Here is a 15,009-nt window from a genome sequence, read left to right as displayed (position 1 = left end):
TCGTGGCGCTGGGGTCGGCGGGCCTGTGGTTGCGGCGGCGCCGGGGGCGCTGAGCGGCGGTGAGGCTGGCCACAGCCGGCCTCGTCGCGGCGGTGGTGGTGGGAAGAATGGCCGCCCGTGGATCCTGTCTCGCTGACCACCCTGTTGACCGCGGCCGCCATGGCGGGCTGGGTGGATGCCGTGGTCGGGGGCGGGGGCCTGTTGCTGTTGCCGGCGCTGCTGGTGGCCGCGCCGGGGGTGCCGGTGGCCACGGCGTTGGGCACGAACAAGCTGGCCGCGATCTTCGGTACGTCCACCGCGGCGCTCACCTACGCCCGGCGTACGAAGCTGGACTGGGCGGTGGCCGGTCCGTCGGCGGGCCTGGCGGTGGTGACCGCCGGGTTGGGCGCGGTGCTGGCGGGGGCGGTGCCGGCGGGCGCGTACCGGCCGGTGGTGCTGGTGGTGCTGCTGTCGGTGGCGGTGTTCGTGCTGACCCGGCCGCGGTTGGGGGTGGTGGCGTTGCCGCACCGGCGCACGGGGGCGCGGGTGGCGGCGGCGGTCGCGGTGGCCGGGCTGGGCATCGCCCTGTACGACGGGTTGATCGGGCCGGGCACCGGCACGTTTCTGGTGTTGGCGTTCACCGCGCTGGTGGGGGCGGATTTCGTGCACGCCTCGGCGATGGCGAAGGTGGTCAACGCCGGCACGAACCTGGGCGCGCTGGTGGTGTTCGCGATGACCGGGCACGTGTGGTGGCTGCTGGGTGCGGCGATGGCGGTGTGCAACGTAGCCGGAGCCGCGCTGGGCGCGCGGATGGCGCTGCGGCGCGGCTCCGGCTTCGTGCGGGTGGTGCTGCTGGTCGTGGTGGTGGCCCTGGTGGGCAAGCTGGGCTACGACCAGTGGATGGCGAGCTGACCCGCTCGCCTCAGGCGTGCCGGACGACGTCCTCGTAGTCCAGGCGGGGCAGTCGGGGGAACCAGGCGTCCGGGCCGGGCTTGCCGATGTTGACCACGAGCAGGGACCGCCAGCTGCTGTCGGCGAAGAACTCCTTGTCGAGGCCGTCGGCGTCGAAGCCGGCCATCGGGCCCGCGGCCAGGCCGGCGGCGCGGACGGCGAACAGCCAGTAGCCGATCTGCAGGGTGGCGTTGAAGCGGGCCATCCCCTCGCGGGCGACGGCGTCGGCGGCGAGGCCGTCGCGCATCTCCGGGCGGATCGGGAAGACCCGCGGGATGAACTCGTGGAAGTCGGTGTCGGCGGCGAGGACGGCGACGACGGGCGCGGTGGCGGTCTTGGCGCGGTTGCCCTCGCCCATGTGGGCCAGCAGCCGCTCGCGGGCCTCCCCCTGCCGGACGATCAGCACCCGCAGCGGCTGCGTGTTGGCGGCGGTGGGCGGGTACTTGGCCAGCTCGAAGATGGCCCGCAGCTGCTCGTCACTGACCGGCTCGTCCGTGAAGGTGTTCGCGGTGCGGGCGTCGGTGAACAGCTGCGCCTGCGCCTCGGGGTGCAGGGTGATGAAATCGCTCATATCGGTTCCTTGTTCCGGGCTTGCCCCTCCGACATCGAGAGGGGCTAGCTTTTTAGTAGTGCCTTCCGGGACGAGGGTAGCGCGTATCCTGGAGAGGTGACAGTCAGGCCGGAGGTGGGCGGCGAGCCCCGCATGTGTGACCAGGGGCTGGCCCAGGCCTTCGCGTTCCTCGGCAAGCGCTGGAACGGCGTCCTGCTGGGCACCCTCGCCGCCGGGCCGGCCGGCTTCGCCGAGCTGGGCCGGGCACTGCCCGGGATCAGCGAGTCGGTGCTCTCCGACCGGCTCGGCGAACTGTGCCGGGTCGGCCTGGTCTCGCGCACCGTGCGGGAGGGTCCGCCGGTCGGGGTCAGCTACGAGCTCACCGAGCGCGGCGCCGCCCTGCTGCCGGCCCTGGACGCGCTCGCCCGCTGGGCGCACGAGAACCTGCCCGCCGAGCGGGGACGCGCCGGCGGCTGCTGACCGCCGCCATGTGATCATGGCCGGGTGCCCGTACGCGCCGAACACGACCGGGCCGTCCTGGCCGAGCTGCTGGGACGCGACCCGGTGCTGCACGCCTACCAGCTGGGCGACCTGGACGACTTCTTCTGGCCTTACACCTCCTGGTACCGCCGCGGCGACCAGGTGGCCCTGCTCTACCACGGCGTCGAGCTGCCGACCCTGCTGGCGTTCGCCCCGCCGGAGCGCACCGACGAGATGGCCGCGCTGCTGACCGAACTGGCCCCGCTGCTGCCGGCCCGGCTGTGGGCGCACCTCTCCCCCGGCCTGGACGCCACGGTGGCCCGCTGGTACGAGCCGACCGACGCCGCGCCGCACCACCGGATGGCGTTGACCGACCCGGCCCGGCTGGCCCGGGTCACGCCCGCCGGGCAGGTGCTCGACCGCGCCGACCTGCCGGCGCTGCACGCCCTCTACGCCGCCGCGTACCCCGGGAACTGGTTCGACCCGCGGATGCTGGACACCGGCCAGTACGTGGGGATCCGCGCCGACGGCGACCTGGTGGCCGTGGCCGGGGTGCACGTCTGGTCGCCCACCTGGCGGGTGGCCGCCCTGGGCAACGTCACCACCCACCCGCACGTGCGCGGCCAGGGCCTGGCCGGCGCCGCCATGGCCGCGCTCTGCGCCCGGCTGCGCGAGAGCGTCGACCACGTCACCCTCAACGTCCGGGCCGACAACACCGCCGCCGTACGCCTCTACGAGCGGCTGGGCTTCACCCGGGTCGCCGACTTCACCGAGTGCGGGCTGCGCCGCCGCCCGTGACCGGCTGACTCCAGCTCGGCGCGTCCGCCGCCGCGCCGCGACCTGGAGCCGTCGTCCGACAACCCCGGCTCGGCGCGTCCGGCGCCGCGCGCCGACCGGGTGCCGTGGCTGCCGTGTCCAGTCGCCACGCCGGGTCGGGAAACCGACCGTGAGCTGGGCAAGTGTCGGACCGGTCCGGGCCCGACGAGCCCCTAGCGTCTGCCTTCGAGGCCGCGCCCGGGGCGGGCGCGGCGGAGCCGAAGGAGACACGATGGGTTTCACAGCGACACCCCGGGGGCGACGAAGGGCGGTGACCGTCGCCGCCGCCGTGACCGCGATGGTGACCGCGGCGGCCACACCCGCCTGGGCGGCGCCCGGCGTCGACCCGGCCACCGTGGACCGGGCCGCCGACCCCGGCGCCACCATCCCGATCAGCAAGGTCGTCTCGACCCCGCCGATCCCGCCGAACCCGGACGTGGTGCTGCTGGTCGACACGACCGGCAGCATGGGCCCGGCGATCGCCAACGTCCGCACCAACCTGCAACAGGTGATCGACAACGTGCGCGGCGCGCAGCCGAGCGCCCAGTTCGCGGTCGCCTCCTACCGCGACGAGGGTGACGGCGCGGAGCTGTTCCGGGTCCGGCAGAACCTCACCGGCGACGCCACGGCGCTGCAGGACGCGGTCAACGGGCTGGTCGCCGGCGGCGGCGGGGACACCCCGGAGGCCTGGGTGAACGGCCTGTTCCAGGTCTCCGAGGGCGGGATCGCCTACCGGTCAGGCAGCAGCCGGATCGTGGTGCTGGTCGGCGACGCCCCCAGCCACGACCCGAGCGCCGGGCACACCCTGACGCAGGCCACCGCCGCGCTGCAGGCCGACGACGCCCGGGTCCTGGCGGTCGACGTCAGCGGCGGAGGCGGCGGGCTGGACGCCCTCGGGCAGGCCACCACCGTGGCCAACGCCACCGGCGGCCAGGTGATCGGCAGCGCCCCGGACACGGTCACCGCGGCGATCCTGTCCGGGCTGCACGACCTGGACGTCACCGTCACCCCGACCGTCACCTCCTGCGACCCGGGCCTGTCGGTGAGCTTCGACGCCGCGTCGAAGACCCAGCAGAGCGGCACCGACGTGCCGTTCGCCGAGACCATCACGGTCGCCGCCGACGCCGCCCAGGGCGCCACCCTGCACTGCACGGTGGAGTTCCTGCTCAACGGCCTGTCCGGCGGACCCGCGTTCGTCGAGCAGATCAGCGTCACGGTCAACGACGTCACCCCGCCGACCGTGGTCGTCGACGACCGGACCGTCGAGGCGACCAGCCCCGCCGGCGCGGTGATCACCTACCCGGCGACCGCGACCGACAACGTCGACGGGCTGCTCACCCCGACCTGTGCGCCGTCGTCCGGCAGCACCTTCCCGCTGGGCGCCACCACGGTCACCTGCACCGCCACCGACGCGGCCGGCAACACCGGCAGCGACACCGCGGTGATGCGGGTGGTGGACACCACCGCCCCGACCACCCAGTGCGTGCCGACCAACAACCCCAGCGGCGACAACACCCCCGGCTCGTACAACCCGGACGGGTTCTACGAGCTGGCCGCCACCGACATCGTCGACACGGCCGTCGAGGTGTACATCGGTGACGCCGCCGACCCGTCGGTGAAGTTCGGGCCGTTCCCGGCCGGCACGAAGATCAAGCTGGTGCAGGCGCCGGGCGCGCAGTCCCGGGTCAAGGACGGCACCGGCGACATCGACTACAAGGTGACCCTGCGCGGCGACGCCGTGATCACCGGCGTGGACGACGCCGGCAACGCCTCGACGGCGACCTGCCTGGTGGCCCCGCCGCCGAAGTGACGACCCGGTCGTGACGCGGGGGTGGCCGGCGGTTCCGGCCACCCCCGCCGTGCGTCAGAGGCCGCGGCTGGGCGAGTGGAACCGGCCGGCGCGGATCTCCCGCAGCGCCCGGCGGCGGGTATCCCCGCGCAGCGTGTCGACGTAGAGGCGGCCGTGCAGGTGGTCGGTCTCGTGCTGCAGGGCCCGGGCGAGGAAACCCCGGCCGGAGATGGTCAGCGGCTCGCCGTGCTGGTCGAAGCCGTGCGCGGTGGCCCGCATCGCCCGCGGGGTCGGGAAGTACAGCCCGGGGATGGACAGGCAGCCCTCGTCGTCGTCCTGGCGCTCCTCGGACAGCTCCAGCGTGGGGTTGATCAGGTGGCCGCGGTGGCCGTCGGCGTCGTAGACGAACACCTGCGCGTTCACCCCGATCTGGGGCGCGGCCACCCCGGCCCGGCCGGGCGCGCCGAGCAGCGTGTCCATCAGATCCTGCACGAGCGCGCGCAGTTCGGCGTCGAAGCTGGTCACCGGCTCCGAAGGGGTACGCAGCACGGGGTCGCCGATGATCCGGATCGGGCGCATAGTCATGCCCGGAAGGCTATCCGTCCGTTACCCGCGCCGGTGCGGGCACCCGCCGCTCAGCCGGCGGTGCGCTCCCGGATCAGGACCTCCACGCCGTCGAGGAGGCGGGCCAGCCCGAACTCGAAGGCGCCGGCCGGGTCGGCGGCGGCCTGGTACGCCTCGCCGGCGGCGGTGCCGACCCGCGCGGCGCGCGGGAACCGCCGGGGGTCGAGCACCTTCTCCAGGTACGGGGCGTGCGCGTGCCACCACTGCTGCTCGGTCATGCCGGTGCGCTGGGTGGCCTCCGCCGCCTCCACGGCGCCGCGGACCGCGCCGTGCACGTAGTTGTCGACGAGGGTGACCACGGCGTCCATCTCCAGGTCGGTCAGGCCGATGCCGTCGACCGCGCGCAGCTCGTAGTCGTACTTGGCGATCAGGTTCGGGCCCAGCGGCGGCCGGGTGGTGGCGACCTGCAGCAGCCACGGGTGCCGCAGGTACAGGGCGCGGTTCTCCCGGGCGATCTGTTCCAGCCGGCCCCGCCAGCCGCCGGGCACGTCGTCGGGGCGGGCGGTCTCGCCGTAGACGGTGTCGAGCATGACGTCGAACAGCTCGCCCTTGCCGGGCACGTGCGTGTAGAGGGTCATGGTGCCCACGCCCAGCCGCTCGGCGACCCGGCGCATGGACAGCGCGGCGAGCCCGTCGGCGTCGGCGACCTCGATGGCCGCCCGCACGATCCGGTCGACGGTGAGGTCGCCGCCCTTGCGGCTGGGCCGGTCCCGGGTACGCCAGAGCAGGGCGAGGCTGCGTGCGGGGTCGCCGGTGCCGCTGTACTCGGTGGTCACCGGCCGACTGTACCGTCACCAATACCGTATGGTGTACGGTACAGCGTACCGGAACGATGGAGCGGGGGCGTGATGCGACGGGACGGACCAGTGATCGAGGCGGCCGGGCTGCGCAAGCGGTACGGCGACCAAACGGCGCTCGACGGCGTGGACCTGGCCGTGCCGGCCGGCACCGTCTGTGCCGTGCTCGGCGTCAACGGGGCCGGCAAGAGCACCCTGGTCCGCATCCTGAGCACGCTGCTGCGCCCCGACGCGGGCGTCGCCCGGATCGCCGGCTTCGACGTACGCCGGCAGGCCGACCAGGCCCGCGCACACCTGGGTCTGGTCGGCCAGTCCGCCGCCGTCGACGAGATCCTCGGTGGCCGGCAGAACCTGGTCCTGTTCGGCCGGCTGCACCATCTGTCCCCCGCCCGGGCCGCGGCCCGCGCCGACGACCTGCTGGACCGGTTCGGGCTCACCACGGCCGCGGACCGGCCCGTCGCGACCTGGTCCGGCGGGATGCGCCGCCGGCTCGACCTGGCCGCCGCGCTGATCGTCGACCCGCCGGTGCTGTTCCTCGACGAGCCCACCACCGGGCTGGACCCGCGCGCCCGGGCCGACGTCTGGGACACCGTCGGTGACCTCGTCACCGCCGGCACCGCCGTGCTGTTGACCACGCAGTACCTGGAGGAGGCCGACCGGCTGGCGGACACGGTGCGGGTGCTCGACCGGGGGCGGATCACCGCCGCCGGCACACCCGAGGAGCTGAAGTCCACCCTCGGCGGTGACCGGGTGGACCTGGTCCTGCACCACCCGGACGACCTGGCGCCCGCCGTCGCCGCGCTCACCGCCGCCACCGGCCACCCGCCCACCGTGGACCGGGCGGCGTTGCGGCTCAGCGTGCCGGCCACCGACCGGGTCGCCGGGCTCACCGCCGTCCTGCGCGCGGTGGAGGCGGCCGGACTGGCGGTGGGCGACGTGGCGGTCCGGCGCCCCACCCTGGACGAGGTGTTCCTGCGCCTCACCGAAGCGCCGGTGGAGGTGACGGCGTGACCACGCTGCCACTGCGCCGGGCCCGCTGGGCGGCCACCGACACCGCCACCCTCACCGGCCGGGCCCTCGCCCACTGGCGTCGCCGCCCCGCCGACCTGCTCGTCGGGCTGCTCTTCCCGGTCCTGCTGGTGCTGATGTTCGGCTACCTGTTCGGTGGTGCGATGGCCGTGCCCGACGGCGCCGACTACCGCGAGTTCCTGCTGCCCGGCATGGCCGCCATGACCATGCTCTTCGGCGTCGAGACCACCTACACGGCGGTCGCCGGCGACACCGCGCGCGGGGTGACCGACCGGTTCCGGTCCCTGCCGATGAGTCGGGCCGCGGTGGTGACCGGGCGGGCCCTGGCCGACCTGCTGCACGCCACGGCGGCGCTGGCCGTGGTCCTCGGCTGCGGCGTCCTGGTGGGCTGGCAACCGCACCGGGGGCCCGTCCGGGCGGCCGCCGCCGTGGCGCTGCTGCTCCTCCTGCGCTTCGCGATGATCTGGCTCGGCGTGTACCTGGCGCTGCTGCTGCGCCGCCCCGAGGCGGTCGCCGCGCTGCAGATCCTGGTGTGGCCGCTGGGCTTTGCCTCCAACGCCTTCGTCGCCCCGGCCACCATGCCGGGCTGGCTCGCCGCCGTCGCCGCCTGGAACCCGCTGTCGGCCACCGTGGCGGCGTGCCGGCAGCTGTTCGGCAATCCCGGCTGGGGCGCCGACTCGTGGCCGGCACAGCACGCGTGGGTGCTGGCCGTGGCCTGGCCGCTGCTGGTCATGGCGATCCTCGTGCCGCTGGCGGTGCGCCGCTGGCGGGAGCTGGGCCGCTGACCGACGCGCCGCTCGGGGCAGGCACCCGCCGGTGGACCCGCCCCGGTGCGTCGGTCAGGCCGGCGGGACGGCGGGGGCCAGGCCGGTGTCGGTGATCCGGTCGCGCAGCGGCCGGCGGCGCAGCGCCGCGAGGACCGCGTACAGCTCGTCGGCCAGGGGTACGGGCAGCTCGGCGTCGAGCTGCCGCATGGCGGTGGTGGTGGCCGCCCACTCGGCCTCGATCACCGGCCGCAGCGCGTGGGCGCGGTCGGTGAGGGTGACGATGCGCTGCCGGGCGTCCGCGCCGGGGCTGAGGGTGACCAGGCCGGCGCGGCTCATCTGGGCGACGGTCTGGCTGGCCGCGGAGTGGGTGACGCCGACCCGGGCGGCGAGGTCGCGGATGGGCAGCGGGCCGTCGGCGAGCAGCACCCGCAGCAGGGGCGAGTAGCGGGGCCGGTAGTCGGCCAGGTCCAGGTCGGCGTAGACGGCGGCGACGTCGCTGTCGAGCAGCTCCAGGACGTGGCGCAGCAGGGTGCCGAGGGCCTCGCGGTCGGGGGCGGCGGTCATGTCCGCTAATGTAACAGCGCTGTTGTATCTGGTGCGTGGGAGGGGACCCGGATGTATCCACCGATCGAGCCGTACGCGCAGGGCCAGCTCGACGTCGGCGACGGCCAGCGGATCCACTGGGAGACGTGCGGCAACCCGGACGGCCGGCCCGCGCTGGTGGTGCACGGCGGCCCCGGCTCGGGCGCCACCCCGTCCTGGCGGCGGCTGTTCGACCCGGCCGCCTACCGGATCGTCCTGTTCGACCAGCGCGGCTGCGGCCGCAGCACCCCGCACGCCAGCGACCCGGCGGTGGACCTGTCGGTCAACACCACCGCCCACCTGCTGGCCGACATGGAACGGCTGCGCGAGCACCTGGGCGTGGACCGGTGGCTGCTCTGCGGCGCCTCCTGGGGCTCGTCGCTGTCCCTGGCGTACGCCCAGCGCCACCCGGAGCGGGTCACCGCGCTGGTGCTGTTCAGCGTGGTCGCCAACACCCGCCGGGAGATCGACTGGGTGACCCGGGACATGGGACGGGTCTTCCCGCAGGAGTGGGCCCGGTTCCGCGACGGCGTGCCCGCGGCCGACCGGGACGGCGACCTGTCCGCCGCGTACGCCCGGCTGGTCAACGACCCGGACCCGCTGGTGCGGGAGCGGGCGGAGCGGGACTGGTGCGCCTGGGAGGACGTGCACGTCTCCCTCGCCGGCGGGTTCAAGCCCGACCCCCGCTACGCCGACCTGGTGTTCCGGGCCGCGTTCGTCCGGATCGTCACCCACTACTGGAGCAACCTCGGGTTCATGCCGGACGGGCAGCTGCTGCGCGACGCCGGCAAGCTCGCCGGCATCCCCGGCGTGCTGGTGCAGGGCCGGCTCGACGTCAGCGGCCCGCCGGAGATCGCCTGGCAGCTGACCCGGGACTGGCCGGACGCCCACCTGGAGATCGTCGAATCCGGCGGCCACGGCAGCGGCCACGGCGTGGGCGAGCGGGTCGTCGCCGCGCTGGACGCGTTCGCCCGCGCCTGACATGGCACCGCCGAGGCATCGCGCCCGGTTCAGGCGGCGGCGAGCAGCGCGCGGACCGGGGCGGCCTTGGCGGCCGCCTCGGCCACCTCGGCGGCCGGGTCGCTGCCCCAGGTGATGCCGCCACCGGCCCACACGTGCAGCCGCTCGGCGTCGGCCGCGGCGGTGCGGATGGTCAGCCCCAGGTCGATCCGCCCGGGCCCCACCCAGCCCAGCGCGCCCATGCTGGCGCCCCGGCCGACCGGCTCCAGGGCGGCGATCCGGTCCAGCGCGGCCAGCTTCGGCGCGCCGGTCACCGATCCGCCGGGGCAGACCGCCCGCAGCAGCGCCGCCAGGCCCAGCCCGTCGGCGGGCGCCGCCGAGACCGTCGACTCGGCCTGCCACAGGTCGCACCACCGGCGTACGGCGAACAGCTCGTCGACCCGGACCGAGCCGGTGCGGGCGACCCGGGCCAGGTCGTTGCGTTCCAGGTCGACGATCATGACGTGCTCGGCGCGTTCCTTGGCGGAGGCGAGCAGCTCCCGCCGGCCCGCGCCGGTGGCCGGTCGGGTGCCCTTGATCGGCCGGGTGACGAGACGGCCGTCCTCGAGGGCGATCAGGGTCTCCGGGGAGGCACAGCCAACCGCCCAGCCCAGCCCGGCGAGGGTGCCGCCGTAGCGGGCGCCCGGCAGGGCGGCCAGCCGGGCCAGGGCGGGCAGCGGATCCCCCGCGTACGGGGCGGCGGCGTGGCCGACGACGTTCACCTGGTAGACGTCCCCGCGACCGATGGCGGCACGGACCGCCTCGACGGCGTCGGCGTGCGCGTGGGGCGTCCAACTGTCCCGCCAGTCCCCCAGCCACCAGCCACCCGGCGCGCGGCCACCGCCGGACGGGGCGGCCGGCTGGTCGGCGTGGCCGTAGACCACCACCGCGAGGTCGGGCAGCGCCGGCACCGGGGTGGGTGCGCCGGTCGACCCGCCGGCGGCGCGGGCCCCGGCGGCGGCCGACAGGTACAGGGCGGCACCGCAGACACCGTCGGGGTCGTGGACGGCGGGACGGGACACCTCCCGCAGGTCGATGCCGTGGGCGGCGAGGAAGTCCTCGGCGAGGGCGGCGGGGTCGCCGCCGTCGGCGGGCCACCACTCCAGGCGGGCCCGTTCGACGAGCCGGTGCCGGCAGTCGAGCGGTGCCGCCGGGGCGTCGACGAACCTCTTTGGGAGCGCTTCCACGCCGTCCGGTCCGTTCTCACTCATCCGTTCAGCCGATTCTGGGGGAACAAGCCGGATCCTTGCTCGATGCCGCGCGGTTTTGCTTGGTACTGTGCGTCACTGGTCATGTGAACCATGACACAGCGCCCCCACAGTCCGGAGAACCCGATGTGCCAGCACCAACCCACCTGCCCCTCCGCTGAGGCGACCGACCGAGAAGCCGCCCGTGTCCTCGCCTGCTTTCCTGAACAGGGGTGGAGCCTGCTCTGCAACGGTGTGATCGTCTTCGAGGACACCGGAGAACTGCTCCCCGACGGCAGCACCATCGCCCCGCACCGCGGCCCCGCCCGACACGCCCTCGTCGCCTGATCTCACCACGCTGCGTGACCGCAGCATGCGTCGTCGACCCAGGCTAGCCCCCACCGGCGAGGGCTCGCTCCCCAGGTCGACGACGCGCCGGGGCGGCTTGACGACCGCCCCGGCCTCCGCGCACCTCAGTTCTCGAACGCCTCCGGCGCCGGGCACGAGCAGACCAGGTTCCGGTCGCCGTACGCGCCGTCGATCCGCCGCACCGGCGGCCAGTACTTCCCCGCCCGGTCCTGAGCGGGGTACGCCCCCACCGACCGCGGGTACGGGTGCGGCCACTCGTCAGCCGAGACCATCGCCGCGGTGTGCGGGGCGTTCGCGAGCGGGTTGTCCCCCGCCGGCCACTCCCCCGACCCCACCTTGTCGATCTCCGCCCGGATCGCGATCATCGCGTCGCAGAACCGGTCCAGCTCGGCCAGGTCCTCGCTCTCGGTCGGCTCGACCATCAGCGTCCCCGCCACCGGGAACGACATCGTCGGCGCGTGGAAGCCGTAGTCGATCAGCCGCTTCGCCACGTCGTCGACGCTCACCCCGGTCGCCTTGGTCAACGGCCGCAGGTCCAGGATGCACTCGTGCGCCACCAGGCCCTTGTTGCCGGCGTACAGCACCGGGAAGTGGTGGCGCAGCCGCGCGGCCACGTAGTTCGCCGCGAGCACCGCCACCCCGGTCGCCCGGGCCAGCCCCTCGGCGCCCATCATCCGCAGGTACGCCCACGGGATCGGCAGGATCCCCGCCGACCCGTACCGGGCCGCCGAGATCGCCGGCCGGCCCTCGGCAGGCTCCCCGGCCGGGTCGCCGGGCAGGAACGGCGCCAGGTGCGCCCGCACCGCCACCGGACCGACCCCCGGACCGCCGCCGCCGTGCGGGATGCAGAACGTCTTGTGCAGGTTCAGGTGCGACACGTCCGCCCCGAACTTGCCCGGCTTGGCGAACCCGACCAGCGCGTTGAGGTTCGCCCCGTCGACGTACACCTGGCCGCCGGCGTCGTGCACCTTCGCGCACAGCTGCGCGATGCCCGTCTCGTACACCCCGTGGGTGGACGGGTAGGTCACCATGATCGCCGCGAGCGCGTCCCGGTGCTTGTCGATCTTCGCGTCGAGGTCGACCAGGTCGACGTTGCCGTCGGCGTCGCAGCCGACCACCACCACCCGCATGCCGGCCATCACCGCCGACGCGGCGTTGGTGCCGTGCGCCGATGACGGGATCAGGCACACGTCCCGGTGCCCCTCGCCCCGCGACCGGTGGTAGGCCCGGATGGCCAGCAGCCCGGCCAGTTCCCCCTGGGAGCCGGCGTTGGGCTGCACGCTGACCGCGTCGTACCCGGTCACCTCGGCCAGCCAGTCCTCCAGCTGCCCGATCAGCTCCCGGTAGCCAGCGGTCTGCTCGGTCGGCGCGAACGGGTGCAGGTGCGCGAACTCCGGCCAGGTGATCGCCTCCATCTCGGTGGTGGCGTTCAGCTTCATCGTGCACGACCCCAGCGGGATCATGCCCCGGTCCAGGGCGTAGTCGAAGTCGGCCAGCCGCCGCAGGTAGCGCAGCATCGCCGTCTCGGAGTGGTGGTTGCGGAACACCGGGTGGGTGAGGAAGTCCGAGGTGCGGGCCAGCTCGGCCGGCAGGGCGGCGGCCACCTCGCCGGTCGCCGGGGCGACCCCGAAGGCCGCCCACACCGCCTCCAGGTGAGCCAGGGTGGTGGTCTCGTCGCAGGAGATCCCCACCCGGTCGGCGTCGACCAGCCGCAGGTTCACGTTGCGCTCGGCCGCCGCGGCGACCACCGCGGCCGCCCGCCCCGGCACGGTGGCCGTGACGGTGTCGAAGAACGCCACGTCCGCGACCCGCACGCCGCCGGCGCGCAGCCCGGCCGCGAGCCGCGCGGCCATGTCATGGGTACGCCGGGCGATCGCCCGCAGCCCGTCCGGGCCGTGGTAGACCGCGTACATGCCGGCCATCACGGCCAGCAGCACCTGCGCGGTGCAGATGTTGCTGGTCGCCTTCTCCCGGCGGATGTGCTGCTCGCGGGTCTGCAGCGCCAGCCGGTAGGCCGGGTTGCCGTCGGCGTCCTTGGACACGCCGACCAGCCGGCCGGGCAGCATCCGCTCCAGGCCGGAGCGGACGGCCAGGTAGCCGGCGTGCGGGCCGCCGAAGCCCATCGGCACGCCGAACCGCTGGGTGGTGCCGGCGGCGATGTCCGCGCCGATCTCGCCGGGTGGGCGCAGCAGCGTCAACGCCAGCAGGTCCGCGGCCACCGTGACCAGGGCGCCGGCCGCGTGCGCGGCCTCGACCAGCCCGGCGTGGTCGCGGACCGCCCCGGACGCGCCCGGGTACTGCAGGTGCAGGCCGAAGAACTCGCCCGGCAGCTCGTCGTGGTCGACGTCCAGCACCCGCACCTCGATGCCCAGCGGCTCGGCCCGGCTGGTGATCACCGCGACGGTCTGCGGCAGGGTGTCCGCGTCGACGACGTACACCGGGCTCTTGCTCCGGGACGCGCGGCGGGCGAGGGTCATCGCCTCGGCCGCGGCGGTGCCCTCGTCGAGCATGGACGCGTTCGCGGTGGCCAGCCCGGTCAGGTCGGTGACCATGGTCTGGAAGTTCAGCAGCGCCTCCAGCCGGCCCTGGCTGATCTCCGGCTGGTACGGCGTGTACGCGGTGTACCAGGCGGGGTTCTCCAGGACGTTGCGGCGGATCACGCCGGGGGTGTGGGTGCCGTGGTAGCCGAGGCCGATCATGGAGACGGCGACGGTGTTGCGGGCGGCCAGGGCGCGCAGCTCGGCGAGGGCCTCCCGTTCGCCGGCGGGGGCGGGCAGGTCGAGGGTGCCGTGCCAGCGGATCACCTCGGGGATCGCGGCGTCCATCAGCTCGTCGATGGAGCTGTAGCCGACGGTCTCCAGCATGCGGCGTTCGTCGTCGGGGCCGGGACCGATGTGCCGGTCGGCGAACTGCTCTGCGGTCATGCGCTGCGCTCCTTGCGGGGGCCAGGTCGACGGGTCGGCCTCCCCCTGAGTCGCGCCAAGCGCTCCACAGTGCCTGCCCACGCGGTCCTTTTGCCTGAGAGGTTCCGGGGAGGAATCTGCCCCTTCGGCGCCGTCCGGGGGTTTTCCGGGCGGTCTCTCCCGCGTGGGTGGTACCGGCATGGTCAACGCTACCAGCGACCGTGTTTCCGGCTCATGTCGTACCCCGGCCGGCCGGGGTCACACCGCGGCGGGCTCCACCGCCGGAGCGCCGGCCGCGGCGTCGACGTGGTCGGCCAGGGCGGTCAGCACCGCGCCCAGCGGCGCGTCCAGGGTGAGGGTGGCGTGCCCGTCGCCGCGGGTCGGCCCCTGGTTGACGATGGCCACCGGGATGCCGAGCTTCGCCGCGCGGATCACGAACCGGCGTCCTGACATGACCGTCAGGGAGGAACCGAGCACCAGCAGCGCCCGGGCCCGCTCGACCAGGGCGAAACAGTCGGCGACCCGGGGCGCGGGCACGGTCTCGCCGAAGAACACCACGTCCGGTTTCAGCATGCCGGTGCCGCAGATGCCGCAGTCGACGGTGCGGAACCGGGCCACCGCCTCGTCGGGCAGGTCGACGTCGCCGTCGGGATTGACGTGGGCGATGTGCGCGTCGAAGCCCGGGTTGGCCTCCCGCAACCGCCGGTCCAGCTCCTCCCGGGAGGTGAGGTTGCCGCAGTCGAGGCAGGTCACCTCGTCGAGGCGGCCGTGCAGTTCGATCACCCCGGTGGCGCCGGCGGCGGTGTGCAGACCGTCGACGTTCTGCGTGATGATCCCACCGACCAGGCCGGCCCGCTGCAGCCGCGCCACCGCCCGGTGCCCCACGTTGGGGGCGGCCCGGGCGATCGTGCGCCACCCCAGGTGGCTGCGCGCCCAGTAGCGCCGCCGGGCGTGCGGGTCGCGGGTGAACGCCTGGTAGGTCATCGGGGTGTGCCGGCGGGCCGCGCCGCTGGGCCCCCGGTAGTCCGGGATGCCCGACTCGGTGGACAGGCCGGCGCCGCTGAGCACCACGACGTCCCCGGCGCCGACGAGCCGGGTCAACGCGTCGAACGTCTCCGTCACGCGTCCATGCTGCCTCACCCGCCGCCCGCCGACGACCGGTGGCCGCCGGGGTGCCGGTCCGGGTG

15 protein-coding genes and 1 riboswitch are annotated in these 15,009 nt (G+C 74.7%); of the genes, 8 read left to right on the top strand and 7 right to left on the bottom strand.

Features of this window, described 5'->3' with window-relative positions; all coding sequences use genetic code 11:
* Positions 1-117 precede the first annotated feature (117 nt).
* Positions 118-891, top strand: a complete 774-nt coding sequence (locus ACGFI9_RS00225; RefSeq protein WP_393173192.1) for a sulfite exporter TauE/SafE family protein — start codon at positions 118-120, stop codon at positions 889-891.
* 10 nt (positions 892-901) lie between these two features.
* Here the strand turns inward: ACGFI9_RS00225 and ACGFI9_RS00220 are convergent, their stop codons facing one another.
* Positions 902-1,501, bottom strand: coding sequence for a malonic semialdehyde reductase (locus ACGFI9_RS00220; RefSeq protein ID WP_393173190.1), 600 nt, complete (start codon positions 1,499-1,501; stop codon positions 902-904).
* 96 nt (positions 1,502-1,597) lie between these two features.
* On the opposite strand from ACGFI9_RS00220, the gene ACGFI9_RS00215 reads away from it, so the two are divergent.
* The 3 genes from ACGFI9_RS00215 to ACGFI9_RS00205 all read left to right on the top strand — a co-directional run bounded on the left by ACGFI9_RS00215 (position 1,598) and on the right by ACGFI9_RS00205 (position 4,586).
* Positions 1,598-1,960 (top strand): winged helix-turn-helix transcriptional regulator, encoded by a 363-nt coding sequence (locus ACGFI9_RS00215; protein ID WP_393173188.1) that lies wholly within the window; start codon positions 1,598-1,600, stop codon positions 1,958-1,960.
* Positions 1,961-1,984: 24 nt separating this feature from the next.
* Positions 1,985-2,758, top strand: a complete 774-nt coding sequence (locus ACGFI9_RS00210) for a GNAT family N-acetyltransferase (protein ID WP_393173186.1) — start codon at positions 1,985-1,987, stop codon at positions 2,756-2,758.
* Between the two features lie 250 nt (positions 2,759-3,008).
* Complete coding sequence (locus tag ACGFI9_RS00205) at positions 3,009-4,586, top strand: VWA domain-containing protein (RefSeq protein WP_393173184.1); 1,578 nt, start codon at positions 3,009-3,011, stop codon at positions 4,584-4,586.
* Between the two features lie 54 nt (positions 4,587-4,640).
* Here the strand turns inward: ACGFI9_RS00205 and def are convergent, their stop codons facing one another.
* Together def and ACGFI9_RS00195 are read right to left on the bottom strand one after the other, a co-directional pair.
* Positions 4,641-5,150, bottom strand: a complete 510-nt coding sequence (def, locus tag ACGFI9_RS00200) for a peptide deformylase (protein WP_393173182.1) — start codon at positions 5,148-5,150, stop codon at positions 4,641-4,643.
* A 50-nt stretch (positions 5,151-5,200) separates the two neighbouring features.
* Positions 5,201-5,965, bottom strand: a complete 765-nt coding sequence (locus tag ACGFI9_RS00195; RefSeq protein WP_393173180.1) for a TetR/AcrR family transcriptional regulator — start codon at positions 5,963-5,965, stop codon at positions 5,201-5,203.
* 72 nt (positions 5,966-6,037) lie between these two features.
* On the opposite strand from ACGFI9_RS00195, the gene ACGFI9_RS00190 reads away from it, so the two are divergent.
* Positions 6,038-6,997 carry an ATP-binding cassette domain-containing protein gene (locus ACGFI9_RS00190; RefSeq protein ID WP_393175178.1) on the top strand — a complete coding sequence of 320 codons (960 nt, stop codon included), beginning with the start codon at positions 6,038-6,040 and terminating at the stop codon, positions 6,995-6,997.
* Positions 6,994-7,800 (top strand): ABC transporter permease, encoded by an 807-nt coding sequence (locus ACGFI9_RS00185; RefSeq protein WP_393173178.1) that lies wholly within the window; start codon positions 6,994-6,996, stop codon positions 7,798-7,800. The genes ACGFI9_RS00190 and ACGFI9_RS00185 overlap by 4 nt, the downstream gene beginning before the upstream one ends.
* 54 nt (positions 7,801-7,854) lie before the next feature.
* On the opposite strand, the gene ACGFI9_RS00180 is transcribed toward ACGFI9_RS00185, so the two are convergent.
* Positions 7,855-8,346 (bottom strand): MarR family winged helix-turn-helix transcriptional regulator, encoded by a 492-nt coding sequence (locus ACGFI9_RS00180; RefSeq protein WP_393173176.1) that lies wholly within the window; start codon positions 8,344-8,346, stop codon positions 7,855-7,857.
* A 51-nt stretch (positions 8,347-8,397) separates the two neighbouring features.
* On the opposite strand from ACGFI9_RS00180, the gene pip reads away from it, so the two are divergent.
* A complete protein-coding gene (gene pip, locus ACGFI9_RS00175; RefSeq protein ID WP_393173174.1) occupies positions 8,398-9,345 on the top strand; it encodes a prolyl aminopeptidase in 948 nt (315 codons plus the stop codon).
* 29 nt (positions 9,346-9,374) lie between these two features.
* Here pip and ACGFI9_RS00170 read toward each other — a convergent pair whose 3' ends face one another.
* Positions 9,375-10,574, bottom strand: coding sequence for a chorismate-binding protein (locus tag ACGFI9_RS00170; RefSeq protein WP_393173172.1), 1,200 nt, complete (start codon positions 10,572-10,574; stop codon positions 9,375-9,377).
* Positions 10,575-10,697: 123 nt separating this feature from the next.
* On the opposite strand from ACGFI9_RS00170, the gene ACGFI9_RS00165 reads away from it, so the two are divergent.
* Positions 10,698-10,898 (top strand): DUF5999 family protein, encoded by a 201-nt coding sequence (locus ACGFI9_RS00165; RefSeq protein WP_036371784.1) that lies wholly within the window; start codon positions 10,698-10,700, stop codon positions 10,896-10,898.
* Between the two features lie 125 nt (positions 10,899-11,023).
* Here the strand turns inward: ACGFI9_RS00165 and gcvP are convergent, their stop codons facing one another.
* Entirely contained in the window at positions 11,024-13,843 is a 2,820-nt protein-coding gene (gene gcvP / locus ACGFI9_RS00160) for an aminomethyl-transferring glycine dehydrogenase (RefSeq protein WP_393173170.1), read from the bottom strand.
* Positions 13,844-13,915: 72 nt separating this feature from the next.
* A riboswitch (glycine riboswitch) is annotated at positions 13,916-14,015 on the bottom strand.
* Between the two features lie 65 nt (positions 14,016-14,080).
* Positions 14,081-14,944, bottom strand: a complete 864-nt coding sequence (locus ACGFI9_RS00155; protein WP_393173168.1) for an NAD-dependent protein deacetylase — start codon at positions 14,942-14,944, stop codon at positions 14,081-14,083.
* Positions 14,945-15,009: the final 65 nt, after the last annotated feature.

Source organism: Micromonospora sp. NPDC048930, assembly GCF_043197935.1.
GTDB lineage: Bacteria > Actinomycetota > Actinomycetes > Mycobacteriales > Micromonosporaceae > Micromonospora.
Note: the sequence above shows the minus strand (reverse complement) of the source record. Positions and strands in the feature narration are given on the sequence as shown.

What these genes read in the sequence shown, in the direction of transcription:
- ACGFI9_RS00220 (WP_393173190.1), bottom strand. Translation starts at nt 1,501, where the DNA reads ATGAGCGATTTCATCACCCTGCACCCCGAGGCGCAGGCGCAGCTGTTC.
- ACGFI9_RS00205 (WP_393173184.1), top strand. Translation starts at nt 3,009, where the DNA reads ATGGGTTTCACAGCGACACCCCGGGGGCGACGAAGGGCGGTGACCGTC.
- def (WP_393173182.1), bottom strand. Translation starts at nt 5,150, where the DNA reads ATGACTATGCGCCCGATCCGGATCATCGGCGACCCCGTGCTGCGTACC.
- ACGFI9_RS00190 (WP_393175178.1), top strand. Translation starts at nt 6,038, where the DNA reads ATGCGACGGGACGGACCAGTGATCGAGGCGGCCGGGCTGCGCAAGCGG.
- ACGFI9_RS00180 (WP_393173176.1), bottom strand. Translation starts at nt 8,346, where the DNA reads ATGACCGCCGCCCCCGACCGCGAGGCCCTCGGCACCCTGCTGCGCCAC.
- pip (WP_393173174.1), top strand. Translation starts at nt 8,398, where the DNA reads ATGTATCCACCGATCGAGCCGTACGCGCAGGGCCAGCTCGACGTCGGC.
- ACGFI9_RS00170 (WP_393173172.1), bottom strand. Translation starts at nt 10,574, where the DNA reads ATGAGTGAGAACGGACCGGACGGCGTGGAAGCGCTCCCAAAGAGGTTC.
- ACGFI9_RS00165 (WP_036371784.1), top strand. Translation starts at nt 10,698, where the DNA reads ATGTGCCAGCACCAACCCACCTGCCCCTCCGCTGAGGCGACCGACCGA.
- gcvP (WP_393173170.1), bottom strand. Translation starts at nt 13,843, where the DNA reads ATGACCGCAGAGCAGTTCGCCGACCGGCACATCGGTCCCGGCCCCGAC.